The organism is Rhizobium sp. HT1-10, from assembly GCF_049472505.1.
Taxonomy (GTDB): Bacteria; Pseudomonadota; Alphaproteobacteria; order Rhizobiales; family Rhizobiaceae; genus Rhizobium.
In genome coordinates this window covers 48,124-71,464 of sequence record NZ_JBCEBQ010000009.1, presented here as the reverse complement: position 1 = coordinate 71,464, position 23,341 = coordinate 48,124, and the positions used below count along the sequence as shown (strand labels likewise).

Annotated in this window: 22 protein-coding genes and 1 tRNA gene; 15 read left to right on the top strand and 8 right to left on the bottom strand. The window is 60.4% G+C overall.

From position 1 onward, the window contains the following. Positions 1-6: 6 nt before the first annotated feature. From hisD to VH564_RS20260, 10 genes are all read left to right on the top strand, one after another. Positions 7-1,305, top strand: a complete 1,299-nt coding sequence (hisD, locus tag VH564_RS20305; protein ID WP_423341677.1) for a histidinol dehydrogenase — start codon at positions 7-9, stop codon at positions 1,303-1,305. Between the two features lie 3 nt (positions 1,306-1,308). Next, positions 1,309-1,782: a UPF0262 family protein gene (locus VH564_RS20300; RefSeq protein ID WP_423341676.1), complete on the top strand. Its 474-nt coding sequence runs from the start codon at positions 1,309-1,311 to the stop codon at positions 1,780-1,782. A 5-nt stretch (positions 1,783-1,787) separates the two neighbouring features. After that, positions 1,788-2,267 (top strand): low molecular weight phosphatase family protein, encoded by a 480-nt coding sequence (locus VH564_RS20295; protein ID WP_423341675.1) that lies wholly within the window; start codon positions 1,788-1,790, stop codon positions 2,265-2,267. Positions 2,268-2,386: 119 nt separating this feature from the next. Beyond that, positions 2,387-2,605 carry a translation initiation factor IF-1 gene (gene infA, locus VH564_RS20290; protein ID WP_004117876.1) on the top strand — a complete coding sequence of 73 codons (219 nt, stop codon included), beginning with the start codon at positions 2,387-2,389 and terminating at the stop codon, positions 2,603-2,605. A 54-nt stretch (positions 2,606-2,659) separates the two neighbouring features. Beyond that, a complete protein-coding gene (locus tag VH564_RS20285) occupies positions 2,660-3,280 on the top strand; it encodes a Maf-like protein (RefSeq protein ID WP_423341674.1) in 621 nt (206 codons plus the stop codon). A gap of 3 nt (positions 3,281-3,283) precedes the next feature. Then, a complete protein-coding gene (gene yacG / locus VH564_RS20280; protein WP_423341673.1) occupies positions 3,284-3,496 on the top strand; it encodes a DNA gyrase inhibitor YacG in 213 nt (70 codons plus the stop codon). A 193-nt stretch (positions 3,497-3,689) separates the two neighbouring features. Continuing rightward, a tRNA-Phe gene (locus VH564_RS20275) sits at positions 3,690-3,765 on the top strand. Between the two features lie 563 nt (positions 3,766-4,328). Continuing rightward, complete coding sequence (locus tag VH564_RS20270) at positions 4,329-4,604, top strand: hypothetical protein (protein ID WP_423341672.1); 276 nt, start codon at positions 4,329-4,331, stop codon at positions 4,602-4,604. A gap of 157 nt (positions 4,605-4,761) precedes the next feature. Continuing rightward, the gene (locus tag VH564_RS20265; RefSeq protein ID WP_423341671.1) at positions 4,762-6,222 is read left to right on the top strand and encodes a toll/interleukin-1 receptor domain-containing protein; all 1,461 of its coding nucleotides are present in this window, start codon (positions 4,762-4,764) and stop codon (positions 6,220-6,222) included. Between the two features lie 408 nt (positions 6,223-6,630). Continuing rightward, positions 6,631-6,990 (top strand): hypothetical protein, encoded by a 360-nt coding sequence (locus VH564_RS20260; RefSeq protein WP_423341670.1) that lies wholly within the window; start codon positions 6,631-6,633, stop codon positions 6,988-6,990. A 407-nt stretch (positions 6,991-7,397) separates the two neighbouring features. Here the strand turns inward: VH564_RS20260 and VH564_RS20255 are convergent, their stop codons facing one another. Then, entirely contained in the window at positions 7,398-7,805 is a 408-nt protein-coding gene (locus tag VH564_RS20255) for a BA14K family protein (protein WP_423341669.1), read from the bottom strand. Between the two features lie 262 nt (positions 7,806-8,067). Between VH564_RS20255 and VH564_RS20250 the strand changes: the two genes are divergently transcribed. The 4 genes from VH564_RS20250 (at position 8,068) to VH564_RS20235 (ending at position 14,665) form a co-directional block, all read left to right on the top strand. Next, positions 8,068-9,507, top strand: a complete 1,440-nt coding sequence (locus VH564_RS20250; RefSeq protein WP_423341668.1) for an NAD-dependent succinate-semialdehyde dehydrogenase — start codon at positions 8,068-8,070, stop codon at positions 9,505-9,507. Positions 9,508-9,880: 373 nt separating this feature from the next. Further along, positions 9,881-11,827, top strand: a complete 1,947-nt coding sequence (locus VH564_RS20245; protein ID WP_423341667.1) for a PrkA family serine protein kinase — start codon at positions 9,881-9,883, stop codon at positions 11,825-11,827. 19 nt (positions 11,828-11,846) lie between these two features. Then, positions 11,847-13,118: a YeaH/YhbH family protein gene (locus VH564_RS20240; protein WP_423341666.1), complete on the top strand. Its 1,272-nt coding sequence runs from the start codon at positions 11,847-11,849 to the stop codon at positions 13,116-13,118. A gap of 2 nt (positions 13,119-13,120) precedes the next feature. Beyond that, positions 13,121-14,665: a SpoVR family protein gene (locus VH564_RS20235; protein WP_423341665.1), complete on the top strand. Its 1,545-nt coding sequence runs from the start codon at positions 13,121-13,123 to the stop codon at positions 14,663-14,665. 30 nt (positions 14,666-14,695) lie between these two features. Here the strand turns inward: VH564_RS20235 and VH564_RS20230 are convergent, their stop codons facing one another. Beyond that, a complete protein-coding gene (locus tag VH564_RS20230) occupies positions 14,696-16,138 on the bottom strand; it encodes a DHA2 family efflux MFS transporter permease subunit (protein WP_423341664.1) in 1,443 nt (480 codons plus the stop codon). 415 nt (positions 16,139-16,553) lie between these two features. Here VH564_RS20230 and VH564_RS20225 point away from each other — a divergent pair, with 415 nt between their 5' ends. Next, positions 16,554-16,766, top strand: coding sequence for a KTSC domain-containing protein (locus tag VH564_RS20225; RefSeq protein WP_423341663.1), 213 nt, complete (start codon positions 16,554-16,556; stop codon positions 16,764-16,766). A gap of 87 nt (positions 16,767-16,853) precedes the next feature. On the opposite strand, the gene VH564_RS20220 is transcribed toward VH564_RS20225, so the two are convergent. The 6 genes from VH564_RS20220 to VH564_RS20195 all read right to left on the bottom strand — a co-directional run bounded on the left by VH564_RS20220 (position 16,854) and on the right by VH564_RS20195 (position 23,173). Continuing rightward, on the bottom strand, positions 16,854-18,179 hold the full coding sequence (locus VH564_RS20220) for a UDP-glucose dehydrogenase family protein (RefSeq protein ID WP_423341662.1): 1,326 nt from the start codon (positions 18,177-18,179) through the stop codon (positions 16,854-16,856). A gap of 298 nt (positions 18,180-18,477) precedes the next feature. Next, positions 18,478-19,299 (bottom strand): DUF6030 family protein, encoded by an 822-nt coding sequence (locus VH564_RS20215; RefSeq protein WP_423341661.1) that lies wholly within the window; start codon positions 19,297-19,299, stop codon positions 18,478-18,480. Between the two features lie 137 nt (positions 19,300-19,436). Next, the gene (locus VH564_RS20210) at positions 19,437-20,189 is read right to left on the bottom strand and encodes a copper homeostasis protein CutC (protein WP_423341660.1); all 753 of its coding nucleotides are present in this window, start codon (positions 20,187-20,189) and stop codon (positions 19,437-19,439) included. Then, complete coding sequence (locus tag VH564_RS20205; RefSeq protein ID WP_423341659.1) at positions 20,161-21,087, bottom strand: ROK family protein; 927 nt, start codon at positions 21,085-21,087, stop codon at positions 20,161-20,163. The genes VH564_RS20210 and VH564_RS20205 overlap by 29 nt, the downstream gene beginning before the upstream one ends. Before the next feature lie 62 nt (positions 21,088-21,149). Next, entirely contained in the window at positions 21,150-22,514 is a 1,365-nt protein-coding gene (locus tag VH564_RS20200; RefSeq protein WP_423341658.1) for a sensor histidine kinase, read from the bottom strand. Beyond that, positions 22,514-23,173, bottom strand: a complete 660-nt coding sequence (locus VH564_RS20195; protein ID WP_423341657.1) for a response regulator — start codon at positions 23,171-23,173, stop codon at positions 22,514-22,516. Before VH564_RS20195 ends, VH564_RS20200 begins: the two co-directional genes overlap by 1 nt. Positions 23,174-23,341: the final 168 nt, after the last annotated feature.

The window sequence follows — 23,341 nt, the reverse complement described above, 5'->3', positions numbered from 1 at the left end:
TTGGCATTGGCGATCTGGCTTGAGCAGGCAGCAGAGGGTTTCGAGGCGCAGTTTTCCGCCTTTCTGACCACCAAGCGCGAAGTGTCCGAGGATGTGAATGCCATCGTGCGCGACATCATCAACGATGTGCGAACGCGCGGCGATGCAGCCCTGATCGACTATTCCGTGCGTTTCGACGGTATCGACTTCGACGCCACGCCCATGCGGGTGACAGCGGAAGAAATCGATGCGGCGATTGCCGAAGTGCCCTCCGAAGTGCTCGGCGCGCTGAAGGTCGCCGCCGTGCGCATAGAATCGCATCATCGCCGGCAGCTGCCGCGCGACGACAGCTATGAAGACGAACTGGGTGTCGTGCTCGGCTCGCGCTGGACGGCGATCGAGGCTGTCGGCCTCTATGTGCCGGGCGGTACGGCGAGCTATCCGAGTTCGGTGCTGATGAATGCCATTCCGGCCAAGGTCGCCGGTGTGGAGCGGATCGTCATGGTCGTTCCGGCGCGCGAGGGGGTGGTCAATCCCGCCGTGCTTGCTGCTGCCCGCATGGCCGGCGTCGAGGAAATCTATCGGGTCGGCGGCGCGCAGGCAGTGGCGGCCCTTGCCTATGGCACCGAGACGATTGCGCCGGTCGCCAAGATCACGGGACCGGGCAATGCCTATGTGGCAGCCGCCAAGCGACAGGTGTTCGGCACAGTCGGCATCGACATGATCGCCGGTCCCTCCGAAGTGCTTGTCATCGCCGACAAGGACAACAATCCCGACTGGATCGCTGCCGATCTTCTTGCCCAGGCCGAACATGACCGGGGCGCCCAATCGATCCTCATCACCGACAATGCGCTGCTGGCAAAGGCTGTCGAGCTATCGGTTGAGCGGCAGCTGAAGACGCTTGGACGCTCCGAAATTGCCGCGGCCAGCTGGCAGGATTTCGGCGCGATCATCATCGTCGAAAACCTTGATGACGCCATCCCGCTTGCCAACCGCATTGCCGCCGAGCATCTCGAGCTTGCGGTCGAGGATCCTGACATGCTGATGTCGGGCATTCGCAATGCCGGGGCCATTTTCGTCGGCAAGCACACGCCAGAGGTGATCGGCGACTATGTCGGCGGCTCCAACCATGTGCTGCCGACCGCCCGTTCGGCGCGGTTTTCGTCCGGCCTGTCGGTGCTCGACTACATGAAGCGCACCTCTGTGCTGAGGCTCGGCGCCGAGCAGCTGCGGGCGCTTGGCCCGGCAGCCATCGCGCTGGCCAATTCCGAAGGGCTCGATGCCCATGCCCGCTCGGTGGCGATCCGGCTCAACCTCGAAGGCTAGGCGATGGCGGCGGGCGACTACCGGCTGACCGATGTGGTCCTTGACGATACGATCGGCCGCGCCAGCCCCGATGTCGAGCACGAGCGCGCCGTTGCCATCTTCGACCTGATCGAGGAAAATGTCTTCCGGCCCATCGGCCATCCCGGTGGTCCCTACACGCTGAAGCTATCGCTGGTCGATGCCAAGCTGGTGCTGCATATCGCGGCCGAAGGGGAGCCGCAGGTGGCGACGCATATCCTGTCGCTGACGCCGTTCCGCCGTATCGCCAAGGACTATTACCTGGTCTGCGAGAGCTACTACGAAGCCATCCGGTCCGCGACGCCGAGCCGCATCGAGGCGATCGACATGGGACGTCGCGGCATCCACAACGAAGGGTCGCAGACGCTGTGCGACCGGCTGAAGGGCAAGATCGAAGTCGATTTCAACACCGCGCGGCGGCTGTTCACGCTGGTCTGCGTTCTCTATTGGCGGGGATGAGCGCCATGGAAACGCAAGACCGCTTTCCCGCGCCGGCTCATGCTCCGAAATCCGTGCTGTTCATGTGCGGCATGAACTCCATCCGCTCGCCGATGGCGGAGGCGATTGCGCGGCGAATTCTACCCGCCGGCACCTATATCATGTCTGCGGGCGTGCGGGCCGGAGAGCGCAATCCCTTCGTCGACAGCGTGCTCGAAGAGATCGGCCTCGACCTCGGGCGCCGGCAGCCGCAGACGCTGGAGCAATTGGAGGACGATTTCTTCGACCTCATCATCACGCTTTCGCCCGAAGCCCACCACGCCGCGCTCGAATTGACCCGGTCCCAGGCCGTCGAGGTTATCTACTGGCCGACCTTCGATCCGACGGTGATATCGGGCACGCGCGAACAGATCGTCGATGCTTATCGGGGCGTGAGGGAGCATCTCTATGGGCTGATCGACAGTCGCCTTGCCCGACGAAACGGAATTGCCGCGCAATCGGCATGAAACAAATGCAGAAACCCTGATCAACGAGGTTCACAAGACCGCGTCGATTGTGTAGTTTCCGCGCAAATTTTCCGGCGGCATCAGCCCCGGCGTCAAACCGACAGGAAGAACCGTCCTAAATGCCTAAAGAAGAAGTTCTCGAATTTCCCGGTGTCGTCACCGAATTGCTGCCGAACGCAACGTTCCGCGTCAAGCTCGAAAACGAGCATGAAATCATCGCCCACACGGCCGGCCGCATGCGCAAGAACCGTATCCGCGTTCTGGCCGGCGACAAGGTGCTGGTGGAAATGACGCCCTACGACCTGACCAAGGGCCGCATCACCTACCGTTTCAAGTAAACCGGCGAATTCTTTCGCCGGCTCCCCGTCTACGTCCGCTGACGTCGAGGTTTTATGGCGCTGAAACATTCGTTGATCCTGGCCTCCGGTTCGCCGCGCCGCGTCGATCTCCTGCACCAGGCGGGGATCGAACCCGCGCGCCTGATGCCGATGGATATCGACGAGACGCCGAAGAAGGCCGAACACCCGCGCTCGCTTGCCCGCCGCCTGTCGGCGGAAAAGGGCGAGGCGGCCTTTGCCGCGCTGACGGGCGACGTCGCCTGGGCCGGCAGCTACCTTCTGTCTGCCGATACCGTGGTGGCCGTTGGCCGACGCATCCTGCCCAAGGCGGAGTTCGTCGAGGAGGCTTCAGCGGCGCTGCATCTCTTGTCGGGCCGCAATCACACGGTCTATACCGGCATCTGCCTGATCACCCCGGACCGCACGCTGCGCCAGAAGGTGGTCGAGACGAAGGTTCGCTTCAAGCGTCTTTCGGGCAACGACATCGAATTCTACCTCGCCTCCGGCCAATGGCGCGGCAAGGCGGGCGCATACGCGATCCAGGGCTTGGCTGGCAGCTTCGTACAGAAGCTGGTCGGCTCATACACCAATGTCGTCGGCCTTCCGCTCTACGAGACCATGCTGCTCTTGTCGGGGGAAGGATTCGATATTCACGCCCATTGGCAGGAAGGGTGATCCATGTCGGAAAATGAGATAAAGCTCGGCGCCAAGGTCGAGCCCCTGCGCAAGCCGCGCGCCTGCGCCGAATGCGGCCGCCCGTCGATGCGCGAACACTACCCCTTCTGTTCGGATCGATGCCGCGAGATGGACCTGTCGCGCTGGCTGAGCGGCTCCTACGCGATCCCGGTAGCCGATGACGAGAAAAAGGCCGGCTACGAGGACGAGGAATAGGCGATCACTAACCGGATTTATGCGCTAAGTTATTGATCCGGATATTGTATTTCTCTTTTGGCATTTCCTGTCGAAAAAATGACAATTGATGCTGGACATGGCCGAACAAGATGTTATAACGCCCACGCTTCCGGGGAAAACCAAGCTCCCCAAGCCTCTTTGAGAGGCAGATCCTTCGGGATGAAGCATGTATGCCCGGATAGCTCAGTTGGTAGAGCAGCGGATTGAAAATCCGCGTGTCGGTGGTTCAAATCCGCCTCCGGGCACCATTTATTTCCAACAAGTGCTTGTTTCGTCAATTAAATTACCGAGACCTAAAGCAGCATATCCCCCCTGTAATCCCCCTTTGCGCGTGCGGTAGACCGTGAGCGAGACGTCACGTTCAGAATAATATTTTTTGCGGAGGGTGTTTTGCTATCGCTCCCAGTCCGTCATGTAGGAAACCACATGTCAGCCTGCGCCTCGCGCGCGTATTTGTCGTGAAACTCGAGGTGCTCCGATGACGAAGAGAGCCTTTTTTCCAGCTGCTGAGCTGAAGCGCTTGGCGCAAGTGGCTAAGGCCGAAGGTGTGACGGTGGAAATCGAGCGGGACGGTACGACCGTGCGCGTTATGCCGTTCTCGCCATTAGATTTCGTTTCGCCCAGCGCTGACCGAGCCACCGTGGGCGCTAGGCAAGGGGAAAATTTATAGGCGGCCTGGAGAGCTCGCAGCGACCCCAAGGGCAGCGGTGGCTATCCAATCCCGACAAACGCGGATCATCCTCTGAAAAAATGGTATGATGGACTAGGTTTCGACCCGAAGACTATGGGCGAGGCTGATATGATGCGCCTTATGGCCGTAGCCGATGCCAAGTGGAAAGCCTCGATACCGAGCAAAGCCATGATCAAATCGGAACGATCCGTGCTGAAGCAGTTGCTCGAGCATGGACCCGGTGTTCAAGTCCACTGGCGCCACATCAAAAGTTGCGGGCCAGGCACCAGCGAGCGGCTTGAAGCGCGGGTGTTTATTGAGCTTCGCATGCAAAAGAAGCATCCTGACCGGCTAGAGGGATACATTCTCACTGAGGCCGGCAGAGATGCCGCCATGACGATTAGAGGCGAAACCTGAATGTCTTGTTTTTACTTCAGCCTGGAAGCCTAGCCGACCACAAGCAATGCTGAACCATGTTGTATATTTTCCGCGGTTCCTGATCGTATGGTGCATCTCAATCAAAACGTGATTCGGCTAGAATCTGATATCGGCCAATCGACATGGGAGGGGGAAGATGGGTAACGATATCGAACTGCCGGCGGAACCGAAAATATTCATTTCGTACAGCTGGAGCAGCGCGGACCATGAGCGATGGGTTGTCGAGCTGGCCGAAGCCCTTGTCGAAAAAGGCGTCGAGGTAAAATTGGATAAATGGGATCTGAAACTTGGTCATGACGCTGACGCCTTCATGGAGAGCATGGTCACCGATCCTACCATCACAAAAGTTTTGCTCATCTGTGACGCGATGTATGTGACCAAATCGAACGAGAGATCGGGAGGCGCCGGGACGGAGGCGCAGATTATAACTCCTCACCTTTATAGGCAGGCGCAGCAAGACAAATTTGTTGCCGTACTGCGTGAGCGGGGCGCCGACGGAAAGGCGCTATTGCCGGCTTACTATGGAAGTCGGCTCTATATCGATCTCAGTGGCCCTTCCAACCCCACTCAGTTTGATCGGTTGCTCCGATGGATATGGAATGAACCTCTCGACGTGAGGCCAGTCAAGGGCTCAAAGCCAAGTTTTCTGAACCCCGACAGTCAGCAAATGAAGACAGGGACCAGCACGACGCATCGACAAGCTTTGGCCGCCATCAAAGGCCAGAGCCCTACTGCACGCGCGGAAGTCGTCGAATATCTAGACTTAGTTGCAGATGGCTTGGAAAATTTCCGAATTAAGGTGACGCAAGACAATCGCGCTGAGTTTGACGACGTCGTTTACAAAAGCATCGACGAGTTCACCCCTTACCGCAATGAACTGATCGAGCTGTTCGCTGCCATAGCCAAATACGACAAAACTGAAGAGATGGCAGAAGCCGTTCACCGCTTCTTCGAAAAGCTTATCCCGTACATGTATCGCTCACCAAATGCGGGCCAGTACACCGATGTCGATTTTGATAATTTTCGGTTCATTGCCCGCGAGTTGTTTTTATATGCTGTTGCATCTGCCATAAAATTCGAGAACTTTTTATTTGCCGCATATCTTTTTAATAACGAATATTACTGGAAGATGGTCGATGGCTCGCCAAAGGGTGATATGCATTCTTTTAAAGTATTTGGGGAGCACGCGAAGTCATTCGAGATCCGCAACAACCGTCTCGGCACACGCAGAACCTCGCTTTCGGCAGATATGATGAAAAGCCGGAATCAAGGGTCTGGGATCCACTTCGATTATATTCTAACAGCAGAGTTCGTGGCTTATCTTCGGGGCCGGAGCGGCAGCGATTGGCGTTCTTGGTGGCCCGACACACTCTTGTATGTCGACCATTATGGCAACGCATTTGAAATCTTCGCCAGAGCAAAATCAGGCCGCTATTTCAATCGCATGCGCGACATGTTGGGGGTCGCTGACGCGACGCATTTCCAGGCCGACATAGCTGCTATGGCCGCAGTCCCCCAGAATATGCCTCACTGGCAGTTCAGTACACTCGATGTCAATCGTTTGAGTGGGGCGGCGAATATCGCTACACTTCCCTGATGGTCGCTGCGTGCAGCATCGCGCTGGACGGTTCTGATGTTTTGTCCGGTTGCTGCAGTAGTCTCCCCAGCAAACGACATTTTGTCGCTTGCTGCTTCTTGCTAAGCCTTGCCACCAGCTACGTGCTGAGGCGTCTCAGGACGACGTTCGAGATAGATTGCCTTGCGCCGCGCAGTCTGGACGGCCCGCTTCGATGCGGATAGCTCAGCCCGCATCAGATTTTGAAAGGTCCGGCAGGCCGGCGCGCGCGTAGTGCATGCGCAAGGTGGCGGTCACATCGCACGTAGTCCGGCAACGCTGGCTCATTCGCTCATTCAGCAGGTTAGGGTGAATTCTAGCTGTTTTGATAAGAGGCTTTTCAGAGACGGTAGCTAGTAGGTCGATGCGAAACGGCTACGGAGTAAATCAGTGAGTATTGCAGCAATAATAGTCCTTGCGTTTGCGGCGCTTTCCGCTTGGGGGCTGGTGGAAAAAATAAAGCCTCTTTTGGATCGAAATTCACGCGCGACTTTGACGATCGGGAATTACGCCCTGACCGGGGGAACAGTTTGCGTCGTTTTGATTTTGTGCGGGTTGACCTACGTTCTGTATAAAGCTCCTTCGGAAGCAGCCCAATGGGACCTGGAGTGCCTATCCAATGCAATCCAAGAAAAGCAGGCTGCGGACGGCCTGAAGACCATATGCGAGGCAGACAAAGACCTTTGCAACATTGCGTCAAAGAAGCCGCCATTCGACGCATGCGCCATCCTTCTGACCCCTCGCTGGTGAATTTTGTTGATCAGCAGGAGGCGGAGCGATTGGCTCTCCGCTACGAAACCATAGCACGGTTTCTTTCCCAACCGGGGCGCTCGCTTTGCGCAACACCGCGGCGACAATGTTGCCGCTGACCCGAAACAGCCATCGTGACGCTCGAAGCATTGCGCGGGCGGACCTGGGGCTAAAGAGACCACCGGAGAGCATCAAAGCCCTTCACCGCCAAGCAATTGAAAATCGCTGAAATTACAATTGGATGCCGCCTCCGGGCACCATTTTCTAAAGATTTTTTTGCGCTCGTTTGGTCTCCTGTTCAAAGCGTGTGGGCCAACATCACGTAGCCCAAAATAATCCAAAAAAGCCGCCCGCAACTTTCATCACAGGCGGCTTAGCATCAACATAAATCCATTCAGGCCGATAGTTTAACGGCACTGCACCCGTGGGCCGTTGTTCGGCTGGTAGGTGTTGTCCGAGGCGCGGTAGGTGCGGTAGCGGTTGGCGCAGGACTGGGCGTGCGAACTGCCGTTGGAGCGTGAGCCGGCAACGATGCCGCCGATGATGGCGCCAGCTGCCAGGCCGCCGATAATTGCACCTGTGTTGTTGTGGCGGCGATAGCCGCGATAACCCCGGTCGTAGTGGCGGTCGCGGCCGCGGTAATAACGGCCCCGGTCGCCGTTATGGCGTCCGTGATATCGGTATTCGCGGTATTGCACGTTCACCACGTCGGCGTTTCTGGCGATTGGAGGTGCCGAGACCGGAAATGCCTCGGCCGGTGCAATGCCTGCGAAAGCAGTCATGAGTGAAATTGCGATGATGGCGAGTTTCTTCATCTGTTGCTCCTTTTCTTGTTCTCACGGGAGTTAATAAAGCTCCTGCTTAAATCTAGGGCTGTTCTCGATTTCGTGATGCAGGTCGGCGTTGCGGCCCAAGCGGTGAGCGCTGTCGGCAGCTGGAAATCCAGCGCCGTTGACACCATATCCGGCGCTCGACTAAATCTGATCGAAGATCCCCGGTGGCTTCAGAAGGCCGGTCCCACGGCCGTTCCCCAGCTCCGCGCTGAGAGCTGCCGCCCACGTTCCAAGAGGTTTCCCCATGCCCAGTTATCCAGACGTCAAGCTGTTCATCGATGGCGAATGGCGCGACGCCCTATCGAAGAAGACGATCGCGGTCAGCGACCCGGCCACCGGCGAAACGCTCGGCCAGATTGCCCACGCGGAGCGCGCCGACCTCGACCTCGCACTTGCGGCTGCCGACAAGGGTTTCCAGATCTGGCGCGATACTTCGGCCTTCGAGCGCTCCAAGATCATGCGCCGGGCGGCGGATATCCTGCGCGAGCGCAAGGACATGATCGCCTGGCTGATGACGCGCGAGCAGGGCAAGCCGCTGGCGCAATCGACCGCCGAAACGCTCGGAGCCGCCGACACCATCGACTGGTTCGCGGAAGAGGCGCGCCGCACCTATGGCCAGATCATTCCGGCGCGCAACACCGGCGTCCTGCAGATGACCGTCAAGCAGCCGGTCGGGCCGGTCGCCGCCTTCACGCCGTGGAATTTTCCGATCAACCAGATCGTCCGGAAGCTCTCGGCAGCGGTTGCCACCGGCTGCTCGATCATCATCAAGGCGCCCGAGGAAACGCCGGCCTCGCCGGCCGAACTGATCCGCGCCTTTGCCGATGCCGGCATGCCGGCCGGCGTGGTCAACCTCGTCTATGGCGTTCCGGCTGAAATCTCGGAATATCTGATCCCGCATCCCGTCATCCGCAAGATCTCGTTCACCGGCTCGACACCGATCGGCAAGCAGCTTGCCGCACTCGCCGGCCTGCACATGAAGCGGGCGACGATGGAGCTTGGCGGCCATGCGCCGGCGATCGTCTTCGAGGATGCCGATATCGCCAAGGCGATCGAGGTCTCGTCGCTGGCGAAGTTCCGCAATGCGGGGCAGGTCTGCGTCGCACCGACGCGCTTTCTCGTCCAGAACGGCGTCATGGACCAGTTTACCGACGGTTTCGTGGCTGCCGCCAAGGCAATCAAGGTGGGTAACGGGCTCGACGGCGACGTGCAGATGGGGCCGCTTGCCAATGAACGGCGCATCCCGGCGCTGGAAGCGCTGATCAACGACGCCGTGGCGCAGGGCGCGACGCTGCGCACCGGCGGCCGGCGGATCGGCAACGAGGGCAATTTCTTCGAGCCGACCGTCATCACCGACGTTCCGACCCATGCGCGCATCATGAACGAGGAACCGTTCGGGCCGGTCGCCATCATCAACCGCTTTGCGACGCTCGGCGATGCCATCACCGAGGCCAACCGCCTGCCGTTCGGTCTTGCTTCCTATGCCTTCACGACTTCGGTCGGCACGGCGCATGCGCTCGGACAGCGGATGGAAGCCGGCATGCTGACGATCAACCACAACGGACTGTCGATCCCCGAAGTGCCATTCGGCGGCATGAAGGATTCGGGCTATGGCACCGAGGGCGGATCGGAGGCAGTCGACAGTTATCTCGAAACCCGCTTCATCACCCAGATGAACGGTTGATAACAAATCGGCTCTGCAGCAAAAAATCGGACGGCATGTGGCATATTTGCCGTCCGCGCCTGCCTCGGGCGTCTGACATATTTCTAAATCAATGAGTTAGCCAACCCTCATGGCGATGGATGGGCAAGTTGGCCTGCGTCATGTACTGCAATCAGTGGATGATTTAGCAATTATTTAACGCAATTTTAGAGCGGTCAATCATTAATTCGAAGGCTTGGGAGCGCCTGGGATATTGCTGCATTGCCGAATCAAGCGTAGCATTTGCTCCAAGGTTATGTTTCGCCTTCCATAGAAACGTCACCGAATTTTGTATGCAGCGGATTGTTTTCCAGCTGACCAGGCGTATTTGCAATAGCAACCTCGATGAGGCGCCATGTACAACACGGATGTACTATTCAACACCTTTGCACGTTCCTTCGAGGCGCGGCGCGAAGTAGAGATGTCATTCTCTGAATATCTGGAAGCCTGCAAGGGCGAACCTTTGATGTATGCCAATGCGGCAGAACGACTACTTGCCGCGATGGGTGAACCACAGTTTGTCGACACGTCGAGGGACTCCCGCCTCGGGCGTATCTTTCTCAACCGAACCATCCGCACCTATCCCGCCTTCGAGGGCTTCTATGGGATGGAAGAGACGATTGAACGGATCGTCGCCTTCTTCCGTCACGCGGCTCAAGGGCTGGAAGAGCGAAAGCAGATCCTCTATCTGCTCGGCCCCGTCGGCGGCGGCAAGTCATCGCTTGCCGAACGGCTGAAAGCGCTGATGGAAGTCCATCCCATCTACGTGCTGAAGGCCGGCAACGAGCTTAGTCCGGTGTTCGAAAGTCCGCTCAGCCTGTTTGATCCGGCTGCGATGGGCGACATGTTGCAGGAACGCTACGGCATTCCCAAGCGGCGGCTGACGGGGCTGATGAGCCCCTGGTGCCTGAAGCGGCTGGAAGAGTTCGGCGGCGATATCTCGCGCTTCAAGGTGGTGAAGATGCAGCCGTCGAGGCTGCGCCAGATCGCCATCGCCAAGACCGAGCCCGGCGACGAGAACAACCAGGATATCTCCTCGCTGGTCGGCAAGGTCGATATCCGCAAGCTCGAAAGCCTCGCCCAGAGCGATGCCGATGCCTACAGCTATTCCGGCGGTCTCAACCGCGCCAATCAGGGCGTGCTCGAATTCGTCGAGATGTTCAAGGCGCCGATCAAGATGCTGCATCCGCTTTTGACGGCGACGCAGGAGGGCAACTATATCGGCACCGAGAATATCGGCGCCATCCCGTTCTCCGGCGTCATTCTCGCCCATTCCAACGAGGCGGAGTGGCAGACCTTCAAGACCAACAAGAACAATGAGGCATTCATCGACCGCATCTGCGTCGTCAAGGTGCCCTATTGCCTGCGGGTCACGGAGGAGCAGAAGATCTATGAGAAGCTGATCCAGGAATCCGAGCTGAGCCAGGCGCCCTGCGCGCCGTCAACGCTCGAAACGCTCGCCCGCTTCACCGTGCTGTCGCGGCTGACGCGGCACGAAAACTCGACGCCGTTTTCCAAGCTTCGGGTCTATGACGGCGAGAGCCTGAAGGAGACCGATCCCAGGGCCCGCAGCGTCCAGGAATATCGCGACACGGCGGGGGTAGACGAGGGCATGGACGGCGTCTCCACCCGCTTTGCCTTCAAGGTTCTGGCGGCGACCTTCAACCACGACACGACGGAGATCGCCGCCGATCCGGTGCATCTCATGTATGTCATCGAGCAATCGATCCGGCGGGAACAACTGCCGGCCGAGGTCGAGAAGCAGTACATGGAGTATATCAAGGGCGAGCTGGCGCCGCGCTATGCGGAATTCATCGGCCATGAGATCCAGAAGGCCTATCTGGAATCCTATGGCGACTACGGCCAGAACCTGTTCGACCGCTATGTCGACTATGCCGATGCCTGGATCGAGGACGTCGATTTCAAGGATCCCGACACCGGCCAGATGCTCGATCGCGACCTTCTCAACCAGGAACTGACCAAGATCGAAAAACCGGCGGGGATTGCCAATCCGAAGGATTTTCGCAACGAGGTGGTCAAGTTCTGCCTGCGGTCGCGGGCCAGCAATGCCGGCAAAAACCCGTCCTGGACGAGTTACGAGAAGATCCGCGAAGTCATCGAAAAGCGGATGTTCTCCCAGGTGGAAGACCTTTTGCCGGTGATCTCCTTCGGCTCCAAAAAGGACGGCGATACCGAAAAGAAACATGGACAGTTCGTCGAGCGCATGACCTCACGAGGCTATACGGAGCGGCAGGTTCGCCGCCTGGTAGAATGGTATATGCGCGTCAAACAGGCAGGCTAGTCCCAACAGAGGAGTAGGAATGCACATAGTTGACCGGCGTCTGAACCCAGGCGGCAAGAGTCTCGAAAATCGCCAGCGCTTCCTCAGACGAGCAAAAGCGCTGGTGCAGAAGGCGGTCTACGAGACATCGCAAAGCCGAGGTATCCAGGACGTTCTCAAAGGCGGCGAAATCAGCATCCCTCTTGGAGGCACGGAAGAGCCGCATTTTCGCAAAGGATCGGCAGGGGTTCATGAATATGTCCTGCCGGGCAACAAGACCTTCATCGAAGGCGATATCCTTGCCCGTCCGCCGGGCGGCAAGGGCAAACCCAAGGACGGCGGAGACGGCAGCGGCGAAGATGCCTTCCGCTTCGTGCTGACCCGCGAGGAATTCCTCGATCTCTTTCTCGACGACCTCGAGCTACCCGATCTCGCCAAGAAGAAGCTCGCGACCTCGGAGCAGCCGAACCCGGTCAGGGCCGGCTATTCCGTCAACGGCTCCCCCTCCAATCTTGCCATCAACCGGACGATGAAGCGGGCGATGATGCGCCGGGTCGCCCTCAACCGGCCGAAGGCCGAAACCGTCGCCATGCTGCATGCCGAGATCGCCGATTGCGTCGATGACGAGCAGAGGCTGGTCCTGGAGGCGGAAGTGACGGCGCTCGAATCGCGGGTGCGGCGTATTCCCTATATCGACCCGATCGACATTCGCTATCGCCGCTTTGAAAACGAGCCGAAGCCGGTCGCGCAAGCGGTGATGTTCTGCCTGATGGACGTCTCCGGCTCGATGACGGAGCATATGAAGGATCTCGCCAAGCGCTTCTACATGCTGCTCTACATTTTCCTCACCCGGCAGTACAAGCGGGTGGAGATCGTCTTCATCCGCCACACCGACACGGCCGAGGAGGTGGACGAGGAGACCTTCTTCCGTAGCCCCGCCACCGGCGGCACGCAGGTCTCGAGCGCACTCGACGCCATGCGACAGATCATGGCTGAGCGGTTCCCGCCCTCCGACTGGAACATCTATGCGGCCCAGGCATCCGATGGTGACAATGCCTATTCCGACAGTGCCAGGACGGCGACATTGCTGCAGGACTGGATCCTGCCGGCGACGCAGTACTTCGCCTATCTCGAAGTCGGCGAGGGGAGGAGCGTGGCGATCTCGTCGGGTTCGGCGGTTTGGCAGCTCTATGAACGGATCTCGGCCGGCTGGCCCGTGCTGTCGATGCGCAAGGTCAGCGATCGCAGCCAGATATGGCCCGTCTTCCACGATCTCTTCCAACGCCGCACTGCGGAGACAAGGGCTGGCTGACCATGGCGAAGGCAATGAAACGGCTTTTCGAAGGCCCGGACTGGGATTTCAACGCGCTGCAGCGCATTCACGATGCCTGTCAGGACATCGCGATCAACGAGCTCGGTCTCGATGTCTATCCCAACCAGATCGAGATCATCACGGCCGAGCAGATGCTCGATGTCTACTCCTCGATCGGCATGCCGCTGTTTTACAAGCACTGGTCGTTCGGCAAGCATTTCGCCCATCACGAAGCCTTCTATCGCAAGGGCCTGCGTGGTCTCGCCTATGAAATCGTCATCAATTCCTCGCCCTGCATTTCCTATCTGATGGAGGAGAACACTGCGACCATGCAGGCGCTAGTCATCGCCCATGCCGCCTTCGGCCATAATCATTTCTTCAAGAACAACTACCTCTTCAAGCTGTGGACCGATGCCGACGGCATCCTCGATTATCTCAATTTCGCCAAGGGCTACATCGCCAGCTGCGAGGAGCGCTACGGCCATGTCGCCGTCGAGCGGACACTGGATTCGGCCCATGCCCTGATGTCCCACGGCGTGCATCGCTATGCCGGCAAGAAGAAGCTCGACCTGCGGATGGAGGAGACCCGCCTACAGGAGCGGCGGGCGCATGAGGAAAGCATATTCAACGATCTCTGGCGCACCGTGCCGACCAAATCCGGCAAGAGTGCACCCGACCTCAGCCTGGAAAGGCGCCAGGCGATCACCGGCCTGCCGCAGGAGAATATTCTCTATTTCCTGGAAAAGACTGCGCCGCGCCTGCAGCCCTGGCAGCGCGAAATCCTGCGCATCGTTCGCCATGTCGCTCAGTATTTCTATCCGCAGGGCCAGACAAAGGTGATGAATGAGGGGACGGCGACCTACGTCCACTACGAGATCATGACCCGGCTGCATGCCCGCGGCGGCATCGGCGACGGGGATTTCCTGGAGTTTCTGACATCCCACACCAATGTGGTGTTCCAGCCGCAGTTCGACGACAGACGCTACTCCGGCCTTAATCCCTATGCCATCGGTTTTGCGATGATGCAGGACATCGAGCGCATCGTCACCAAGCCGGAGGAGGAGGATCGCGAGTGGTTCCCCGATATCGCCGGCACGGGCGATGCGATGGGTGTGCTGCGCGACCTCTGGGCCAACTACCGCGACGAAAGCTTCATTGCCCAATTCCTCAGCCCGAACCTGATGCGCAAGCTTCGGCTTTTCCACCTGACCGACGATCCGGCCGAGGAGGAGGGTATGCGGGTGGCGGCCATTCACGACGAGCGAGGCTATAAGCGGGTGCGCCGCGAACTGTCGCGGCAATATGACATTGGCTGGATCGATCCGCATATCGAGGTTGTCGACGTCGATCTTGCCGGCGACCGTCGGCTGATCCTGCGGCATCAGGTCATGAATGGCAGCCTGCTCGAAGAGGAGGACAGCCGCAAGGTGCTTCAACATCTCGCCGATCTCTGGAGCTATGACGTTCTGCTGCAGGAGGTCGATCGCTCAGGGATCGTGCTGAAGGAGCATCTGGTCAGCCCGCGCCGAGCGGCGCTGGCGGCCTGAGCCCCGCATCCGCTGACTTGTGCGGTGTCCTCACCGTGCCGAACGGATATGGCCGCTGACCTGCTGGCCGTCTTCCGGCCTCAGCTGTAGAAATCCCGGCAGGCCAAGGAGCGGAATGACGGCCATGATCAGGAAGACGGTGTGAAAGCTGTCCAGGCTCAAAGGTGCGCCTCCCAGCGTCACGAGGCCGAGCAGCATGGCGGCAATCGAAACGCCGAAGCTGACACTCAGCTGCTGCAGCACGCCCCCGAGACTCGTGGCGCCGCTCAGCTGCGCCGACGGCATGTCCGAGTAGGAAAGCGTGTTCGACGTCATGAACTGGGCGGCCCGTGTCAGGCCAAAGACGAAGACCCAGGCGATGATTAGCCAGTAGGGTGTCTCCGGCGTCATCAGCGCGAAGCCGGCCACCGTGATCGCTCCGGCAACGGCGCTCCATGTCAGGACGCGGTCGAAACCGCAGGCGCGCAGGAGCCGCTGGGAAATCGGGCGGATCACCAGGGCGCTTAGCGCTGAGGCGAAGGTCAGCGAACCTGAGACGATGGGGCTGACCCCGAAACCGATCTGCAGCATCAGCGGTAGCAGGAACGGCACGCCATTCAGTCCGACCCGACAGATGCCGCCGGCCAGCGTACCGACGCGGAAGGAGCGCAGGCGGAACAGCGTGAGGTCGACGGCCGGCGCGGTGACACTGCGGGCATAGCGGGCAAAAAGCGCGAGCAGCAGCAGCGATGCGACGAGCACAGCGACGATGGCCTGCAACGGGATCGTCGGTCGGCCGATATTCTCCATGCCGTATTGCAGAAGCACCAGCCCGGTGCCGACCATCAGGAAGCCAGGCACATCGAAGCGCACCGGCGTCTTGCCGCGGGTATCCTCGACATAGCGCAGGGCCATGACCATGCCGATGATGCCGAAGGGCAGGTTGACGTAGAAGATCCAGCGCCAGGAGAGATAGGTGGTGAGGACGCCGCCAAGCACGGGCCCGACCAGCGGGCCGAGGATGGCCGGCAGCGTCATGTAGGTCATGGCGGTGACCAGCTGGCTGCGCGGGAAGCTGCGGATCAGGATCAGCCGCCCGACCGGCGTCATCATCGCGCCGCCGAAACCCTGCAGGGCGCGGGTGGCGATCAGCATCGGGAAATTGACCGCCAGGCCGCACAGCACCGAGCCCAAGGTGAAGATGAACAGCGATAGCGCAAAGATCCGGCGCGCGCCGAACCGGTCGGCAAACCAGCCGCTGACGGGGATGAACATGGCGAGTGTCAGGATATAGGTGGTGATGGCAAGGTTCATCGCCAGCGGCGTCACGTCGAGGCTGTTGGCCATGGCGGGGATGGCGGTGACGATGATCGTCGCGTCGAGCTGTTCCATCAGGAAGGCGACGGCGACGACGGCGGGAATGATGAAGCGAAGCCGCGGATCGCGCTCGATGGCGAACCCTTTGGCTGGGTGGCTGTTGTCAGTTTCCGACATTCCGTTCGATCAGTCTTTCCGTTCGCATTCGGCGTTTGTGCCAATAATCGCCACTAACTCCAACACCTATGATGACGACCAATCACATCTGCGCGATTTGGACTCTCTTTGAAGAGCGAGCTCGCCTCAGAGTCGTGGCTGCCTTGGTCAAGCCACAGAGAAAAAGTATATAGGTTGCCGTCCATCGCCTTCAGCAGACGATAGTGTCATCACACTCCATAGCGAAATTTGTGACGTGCGATTGCACAGCGCAAGGCGGAAAATGCAACTGCAAACATCGTTGACGATTTCTGAAAGAATATTATTATTAATGCGTTAACATAAGTAGTCCGACATATGCGCTCACCCAATGCTCGCACCAATTGTCAGTCTGCTACAGTCTGTTTTTCATCTCTTGCAACCACAGGGCTCCTCAATGGAACGCATTCAAATAAAGTCGCGCCTGATCACAGCTGTTGCTTATGACTTGAGCTCTGCTCGTCTGGAGATTGAATTCCACGATGGCAAAGTCGAGCCCTATACGGATGTGCCGGAGGAGGTTTACCGCAATTTGATCTCGGCGGATTCGCCGGGTTCCTATTATCGTCATCACATTCGTGAATCCCGGCCCTACGTCCGGATCAAGTAACGACAAGCGTGCTCGCGCGGCTTGAGCCGCGACCATAGAAAAAGGGCGAGGCACCGAGCCTCGCCCTTTTTATGTGTATCGGGTGTGTTAGGCGCGCTCGTCGCCGAGGCTTGGCCGGCCGATGCTCGAATAGTGAAAGCCGTGCTTGGTGATTTCGTCGCGCCGGTAGATGTTGCGGAGATCGACCAGCACGGGCGCCGCCATCACCCGCTTTAACCGCGCGAAGTCGAGCGCGCGGAACTGGTTCCACTCGGTGACGATGACGAGAGCATCAGCACCCTCGGCGGCCTTGTAGGCGTCTGCCGCAAAGGTCATGCCTTCCATCAGGCCGCGGGCATTGTCCATGCCTTCAGGATCGTAGCCCACCACCTTGGCGCCGGCGTCCTGCAGCGTCTGGACGATCGAGATCGCCGGGCTGTCGCGCATGTCGTCGGTGTTCGGCTTGAAGGTGAGGCCGAGAACCGCGACGCTCTTGCCGCGCACGTCGCCGCCGACGGCTGCAATCACCTTCCGGCCCATGGCGCGCTTGCGGTTGTCGTTGATCGAAATCGTCGTCTCGATCAGCCGCACCGGGCTATCGTGATCCTGGGCGGTCTTGGCGAGCGCCAGCGTGTCTTTTGGAAAGCAAGAGCCGCCATAGCCCGGGCCCGCATGCAGGAACTTCGAGCCGATGCGGCCGTCCAGACCGATGCCGCGCGACACTTCTTGAACATTGGCGCCTACCTTTTCGCAGAGATCGGCGATCTCGTTGATGAAGGTGATCTTCATCGCCAGGAAAGCATTGGCCGCATACTTGATCAGCTCGGACGTGCGGCGCGAGGTGAACAGCAGCGGCGCCTGGTTAAGGTAGAGTGGGCGGTAGACTTCCGTCATGACGGCGCGGGCGCGGTCGTCGTCGAGCCCGATGACAATGCGGTCGGGACGCTTGAAATCCTCGATGGCGGCGCCTTCGCGCAGGAATTCCGGGTTGGAGACGACGGCGATGTCGGCCTCCGGGTTGGTGTCGCGCATGATCCGCTCGACTTCGTCGCCGGTGCCGACGGGAACCGTCGACTTGGTGACGATGACGGTGAAGCCCTTCACATGCGTGGCGATTTCGCGGGCGGCGGCGTAGACGTAGGAGAGGTCGGCATGGCCATCGCCACGGCGCGACGGAGTGCCGACGGCGATGAAGACGACATCGCTGGAGGCGACGCTTTCCGCCACTTCGGTCGAAAACGACAGGCGGCCCGAACGGACATTGTCTGCCACCAGATGCTCAAGCCCAGGCTCGAAGATCGGAATTTCGCCTGCCTTCAGCGCGGCGATCTTTTTTTCGTCCTTGTCGACGCAGATGATGTCATGGCCGAAGTCCGCAAAGCAGACGCCGGATACCAAACCCACATAACCAGACCCGATCATCGTGATACGCATCGATTTTCCTCTTTTTCAGACAACGCGGTCGCGTTCTGTTTTTCGATTTGAAGCTGCCGGCGCGGCTTGGTTTGCGGTTGGCGCTCTTTCCCCGAGAACCAAATGCACGGGGATACTGGCGATTTCAGCAATCTTTGACCCCATGCTGCCGGGTGCCGTGCGCTTTCTACCTCGTGGCAATTCCGTACGAAGCGGACATGTAGAACACCGCCATCTTAGTGCAATGGTCGTATGTTGCAACGCAGCAATTGTGTCTTTGCTGAGCTGCCTGACCTGATGTGCCGATACGGGGCGCCTCTCACAGGTGCGCCGGTAGCTGTAGCCACTTTGCCCTGTCGAAGAATGTCGCGGTGGTGCGCTGAATGTCGTTCGGTCTTTCGAGGTCGATGATCAGGTTGAATCGCTTCGGATCTTCGAACTCATGGGCAAACATCAGGCGGGCGCCGAAGGCTGATTGCGTGATGTTCTCGAGCCTGTCGATGTGGTCGGCCGCATCGTTCATGTCGCGCCACTGTGTCTGGCGGACAATGGCCCGGAAAAGCGCCTGGAATTTCAGCTTGAGCGCGTCGCCGGCCGGTGTTTCCGGCAGAATGGCCTTGATCCGGATATTGCCGACGTCGCCAGCGGCGCTACCTCGAACGATGACGAACAGCGACGGCTGCTCCGGCGCCGCATTATCCGATGCCGGGCTCTGATAGCTGCATTCGAAGGTGGCGGGGTCCATGTCGCTCTGATGCCAAGGGCTGACGGCAAAGCCCGCCTCCGCGATCCGGCTGCAAAGCAGCTTGCCGGAGACCTTCCAACGGCGGAGGAATGCACTTGGTGCATTCGGTAAGCCCGCGAGGAGATGCGGCGGGATCAGCCTTTCGGCCTTCGGTTGGGTCATCGCTACGGCTGGGGCAGGCGGCCTCGCTGGGGCGGCCAGCTTTGTCGGCGCGGGGGGCGGAGGTGGCGTCAGTGCGCCTGGATCCAGCCAGCTTAGCCGATAGTGTTCGGCAATCATCCTGAGGTTCCGCTTGTCATTGGCAAGCAGCGCGGTCGCAACGATGGCGGAGAGGATCGCGATTGCAGAAAGCCAAAAGACGACGCGGCTTCTCCGGCGGGGCAGCGAGACCGTCATTTCATGCTCCCAGCGAAATCATTGCCGCAATCAGGAACGTCATCCCCATCTTTATCCTGCGAGCGCGGCAACCCTGTGCCATACGCCGGCGACCGAGCGCATGTGGCATTCATGCCTTCTTTGGCGCCGGATGGCAATCACGCTTGCGGTCGAGACAGGTCAGTGGCAAGCAGCGCCTTCAGGGCGGCAATGGTGGCGCGGTCGGTGCGCCGCGGTGAAGGGGGCGAAAAACCGAGGGCCACGAGCCGCTCGTTATCCTGTGCGACCGCCGTAGCGCAGGATGCGTGGATCTCGCCGACCGGCAGACGCGGAATGAGCGCAGAAACGGTTTTCGGGTTGATGCCGGAGCCCGGCATGATGGAAATGCGGCCTGCGGCGATGGAGATTAGCCGTTCCAGCTCATCCGCACCATCGATGGCCGAGGTGGCGCCGCCGGAGGTCAATATGCGCTCGAAGCCGAGATCGACGGCGGCGTCGATGGCCTCCTGCCAATCGGGAACGAGGTCGAAGGCGCGGTGCAGTGTCAGCCCGAGACCTCCTGCATGCCGGACGAGCGTTGCCAGGCACTCGCGGTCAAGCCGCCCGTCCGGCAGGGAGGCGCCGAGCACGACGCCGGCCAGTCCTGCCCGGCGGGCCATGTCGATGTCGTCGCGCATGACGGCGATGTCATCGTCCGACCAGACGAAGTTTCCGGCGCGGGGGCGGATCATTGCAAAGCTCGGCAACGGTTTTCGGCCGGCCTCCAGCATCAGCCCGGCACTGGGAGTGAGCCCGCCGATCGAAAGCGCGCTGCAAAGCTCGATACGGTCCGCACCGCCGTCGATGGCGGCGGCAAGGCCGGCGCTATCCTCAACGCAGATCTCAAGCAGCACGGCGCCGCTCCTCGACATCGCGGAGGCCGAGAAGGGCGGCGCCAATCAGGCCCGGCTCGATGCGGCACTGGCTGGGGACAACCAGCGACCGGTCGAATTTGCGCAGGATGCGCTTGCGGACCGCCTCGTCGAGGCGTGTCAGCAGCGGCTCGACATTCGAGAGCCCACCGCCGACGGGCACGATGGTGGCGCCGGTGATATTGACAGCCAGCGCCAGCGGCGGCGCGACCAGATCCATGTAGACATCGAGCGTCGCCGCAGCGCCGGCATCACCGGCAAGCCACAGCCCTACGATTTCCTCGCTCGAAAGGTTCGTGCCGTGCAGAAGGAGATGCAACCGCTCCATCCCCCGGGCACCGCCGACTGTATCGACGCAGCCGACCTGGCCGCAGCCGCAGGGATAGGCGGGGATGGCCACCGGCGGGTTGCCGGCATAGGCGGCGATCACGGGCGCATGGCCCCATTCGCCGGCAAAGCCGCCCGACGCGTTGACGAGCCGACCATCGGAAACCAGTCCGCCGCCGACGCCGGTGCCGAGAATGGCCCCGAAGACGATGCGGTGGCCGCGGCCGGCGCCCGAGATCGCTTCGGCCATGGCAAAGCAATCGGCGTCGTTGGCGATCAGAACGGGGTAGCCAAGCGCCGTTTGCAGGTCCTCGGCGAGCCTTCGGCCATGGATGCAGGGAATGTTGGCGCAGGTGAGCTTCTGGCTGTCGGGATCGACGACGCCTGCGATCGACAGGGCTAGGCTCTCCGGCTGTTCCGGCGCCTGGCTGATGATATCGCGCATGACCTCGACGAAGGCTGCGAAGTCGTTGCCGGGCGTCGCCCTGCGGGGCAATGCCGTGATCTCCGTCTCGGAATGGGCAAAGCCGCCCTTGATGGCGGAACCGCCTATGTCAAAAGAAACGATCATCCGTCACCCGCTGCAGTCTCTGAAGGCCGTTGCTCGCATCCTTTGCCCGCCATTGCAAGCGATCAGGCAGTGGTCTGCGGCGCAAGCACGATGCGGGCCTCGAAACCCTGCTCTTCGCCCGATGCCGGCGACAAGAGGTCGAGGCGTCCGCCCATCTGGACGACGATCTTGTCGGCAATCGCCAGTCCCAGTCCCGATCCGGCGGCACTCGTCTCGCCACGGCGGAAACGGCGCTTGAGGCCGGCAAGGTCTTCCGGTGGAACCCGCTTGCCGCCGTTGACGACGCTGACGAAATCATTGCCGATCTGGATGGAGACCATCCCTTCAGTCGGGCCGTGAATCAGGGCGTTCTCGATCAGATTGCGCACCACGATCGCGAAGGCGTCGATATCGACGCATCGGGCCAGGTGGTTTTCCGGCGCGTAATCCCGCGTGACACGTCCGGCGGTGCGGCTGTCGCGGTCGTAGTCGCCCACCACTGCGTCGACGATACGGACAAGATCGACGGGGGCATCGCCGGTGCCGATGCCGGCTTCGGCGCGGGCAAGCTGCAGCAGTTTTTCGGCCAGGCGCCCGAGATTGGCGAGCGCCGTCTCGATGCGCCCGGCCCGGACGGTAAGGGGACCCTCGGGCAACTCGGCGATCAGGCGCTGGGTCTGGGCGAGCGCGCCGGCAATCGGCGTGCGCAACTCGTGGGCGCTATTGGCGGTGAATTCACGCTCGGCCTCAAGGGCTGCCCGCAGACGGCCGAGCAGCAGGTTGACGGAGCGGGCGATCGGCCGGAGTTCGCGCGGCAGCGTGTCGCTCTCGACGGCGGCAAGGTTGCCGCTGTCCTTTGTGCCGATTTCGTCGCGCAGCCGATCGATCGGGGCGAGCGACCGGCCGACGATGAACTGGATCAGGAGGATGCTGGCCGGAATGAGCAGCAGCAGCGGCCAGAGCAGCGCGACGGCGCCTTCGCGCAGGGCCTCGCGGCGGTTGCGGAAGGCATCGGCAACATGCAGGAAGACGGTGCCGTTCAATGCCGACTCGGTGTAGATCCGATATTTGCGGGTGTCGTGAAAGCCGATTTTCAGCGGCACCTCATAGGCGGCGGTCGGCGCTTCCTGGGAGTGGATGATGACCTTGCCGCTGGCATCGAGCACCTGGTAGGTCAGGTATTCCTTGTTCAAGCCCTGCTGGATCGCCTGTAGTGCCTGCGGATCGGAGGACGGGTCGCGTTGGGCGAGGTCGTCGAGCACAAGCGGCATCAGCCGCTCGGCTGTCTCCTGCAGCGTGCCGTCGAAGATCTCCGCGAATTCGTGGTTCATGACATAGGCGCCGAGGCCGACTGCGATCAGCCAGAACAACACGACCATGCCGGTCAGGGTGGTGATCAGCCGCCGGGTAATACTGATGCTGCTCAGGCGATTGGTCGGCTGCGGCATCATCGTTCTCCAAGCGAATAGCCGACGCCACGCGCCGTGCGGATGCGGTCCTTGCCGATTTTCTTGCGCAGGCGGCTGACATAGACCTCGACGGTGTTGCTCTCGATCTCGGAGCCGAAGGCATAGAGCGCTTCTTCCACCTGGTCCTTGGAGACCATCGCACCCGGGCGTGCGACCAGCAGGTCGAGTACGGCCCATTCGCGACCTGTGAGGATCACGTCCTTGCCGGCAACCATGAGCCGCCGCTGGGTCTGGTCGACCTCGAGATCGCCGATCTTCAGCATCGGTTGCGGGCTGCCCGAATAGCGGCGGGCGACGGCCATGAGGCGCGCCGAGAGTTCGCCGAGATCGAAGGGCTTGACCAGATAGTCGTCGGCGCCGCTGTTGAGACCCTCGATGCGGTCCGAAATCTGGTCCCGTGCGGTCAGGATGATAACAGGCGTTTCCTTGGCATTGCGGCGCAGCGCCTTCAGGAAGTCGATACCAACGCCGTCGGGCAGTTGCAGATCGAGCAGGATCAGCCCGTAATGCACGGACCGGGCGGCATTTGCGGCATCGGTCAGGTTCTTCACCCAGTCGACGGCATGCACCGTCGCGGCAATGTGGTCGCGCACCGCGCTGCCGAGGGTGTCGTCGTCTTCGACAAGCAGAATTCTCACAATTGCCTCGCCCGGGTCTGATGTGTCTGTCGTAGTATGGCGAGAGCTATGCGGTCAATCAGGGCGGAAATAAGCTTCGGTATCGCGCCTGCCGGCAGGGCGCCTATTCTCGTCATGCCCGGGTTGGCTGCTAGACAGAGAGCGGCGTCGCGGTTACTTGTTTGCCAC

Coding starts and splice junctions, on each gene's coding strand:
- VH564_RS20265 (WP_423341671.1), top strand. CDS start 4,762: ATGGGTAACGATATCGAACTGCCGGCGGAACCGAAAATATTCATTTCG.
- VH564_RS20200 (WP_423341658.1), bottom strand. CDS start 22,514: ATGCCGCAGCCGACCAATCGCCTGAGCAGCATCAGTATTACCCGGCGG.
- VH564_RS20235 (WP_423341665.1), top strand. CDS start 13,121: ATGGCGAAGGCAATGAAACGGCTTTTCGAAGGCCCGGACTGGGATTTC.
- yacG (WP_423341673.1), top strand. CDS start 3,284: ATGTCGGAAAATGAGATAAAGCTCGGCGCCAAGGTCGAGCCCCTGCGC.
- VH564_RS20215 (WP_423341661.1), bottom strand. CDS start 19,299: ATGACGGTCTCGCTGCCCCGCCGGAGAAGCCGCGTCGTCTTTTGGCTT.
- VH564_RS20210 (WP_423341660.1), bottom strand. CDS start 20,189: ATGTCGAGGAGCGGCGCCGTGCTGCTTGAGATCTGCGTTGAGGATAGC.
- VH564_RS20250 (WP_423341668.1), top strand. CDS start 8,068: ATGCCCAGTTATCCAGACGTCAAGCTGTTCATCGATGGCGAATGGCGC.
- VH564_RS20220 (WP_423341662.1), bottom strand. CDS start 18,179: ATGCGTATCACGATGATCGGGTCTGGTTATGTGGGTTTGGTATCCGGC.
- VH564_RS20225 (WP_423341663.1), top strand. CDS start 16,554: ATGGAACGCATTCAAATAAAGTCGCGCCTGATCACAGCTGTTGCTTAT.
- VH564_RS20295 (WP_423341675.1), top strand. CDS start 1,788: ATGGAAACGCAAGACCGCTTTCCCGCGCCGGCTCATGCTCCGAAATCC.
- VH564_RS20230 (WP_423341664.1), bottom strand. CDS start 16,138: ATGTCGGAAACTGACAACAGCCACCCAGCCAAAGGGTTCGCCATCGAG.
- VH564_RS20245 (WP_423341667.1), top strand. CDS start 9,881: ATGTACAACACGGATGTACTATTCAACACCTTTGCACGTTCCTTCGAG.
- VH564_RS20285 (WP_423341674.1), top strand. CDS start 2,660: ATGGCGCTGAAACATTCGTTGATCCTGGCCTCCGGTTCGCCGCGCCGC.
- VH564_RS20270 (WP_423341672.1), top strand. CDS start 4,329: ATGGCCGTAGCCGATGCCAAGTGGAAAGCCTCGATACCGAGCAAAGCC.
- VH564_RS20300 (WP_423341676.1), top strand. CDS start 1,309: ATGGCGGCGGGCGACTACCGGCTGACCGATGTGGTCCTTGACGATACG.
- VH564_RS20240 (WP_423341666.1), top strand. CDS start 11,847: ATGCACATAGTTGACCGGCGTCTGAACCCAGGCGGCAAGAGTCTCGAA.
- VH564_RS20205 (WP_423341659.1), bottom strand. CDS start 21,087: ATGATCGTTTCTTTTGACATAGGCGGTTCCGCCATCAAGGGCGGCTTT.
- infA (WP_004117876.1), top strand. CDS start 2,387: ATGCCTAAAGAAGAAGTTCTCGAATTTCCCGGTGTCGTCACCGAATTG.
- VH564_RS20255 (WP_423341669.1), bottom strand. CDS start 7,805: ATGAAGAAACTCGCCATCATCGCAATTTCACTCATGACTGCTTTCGCA.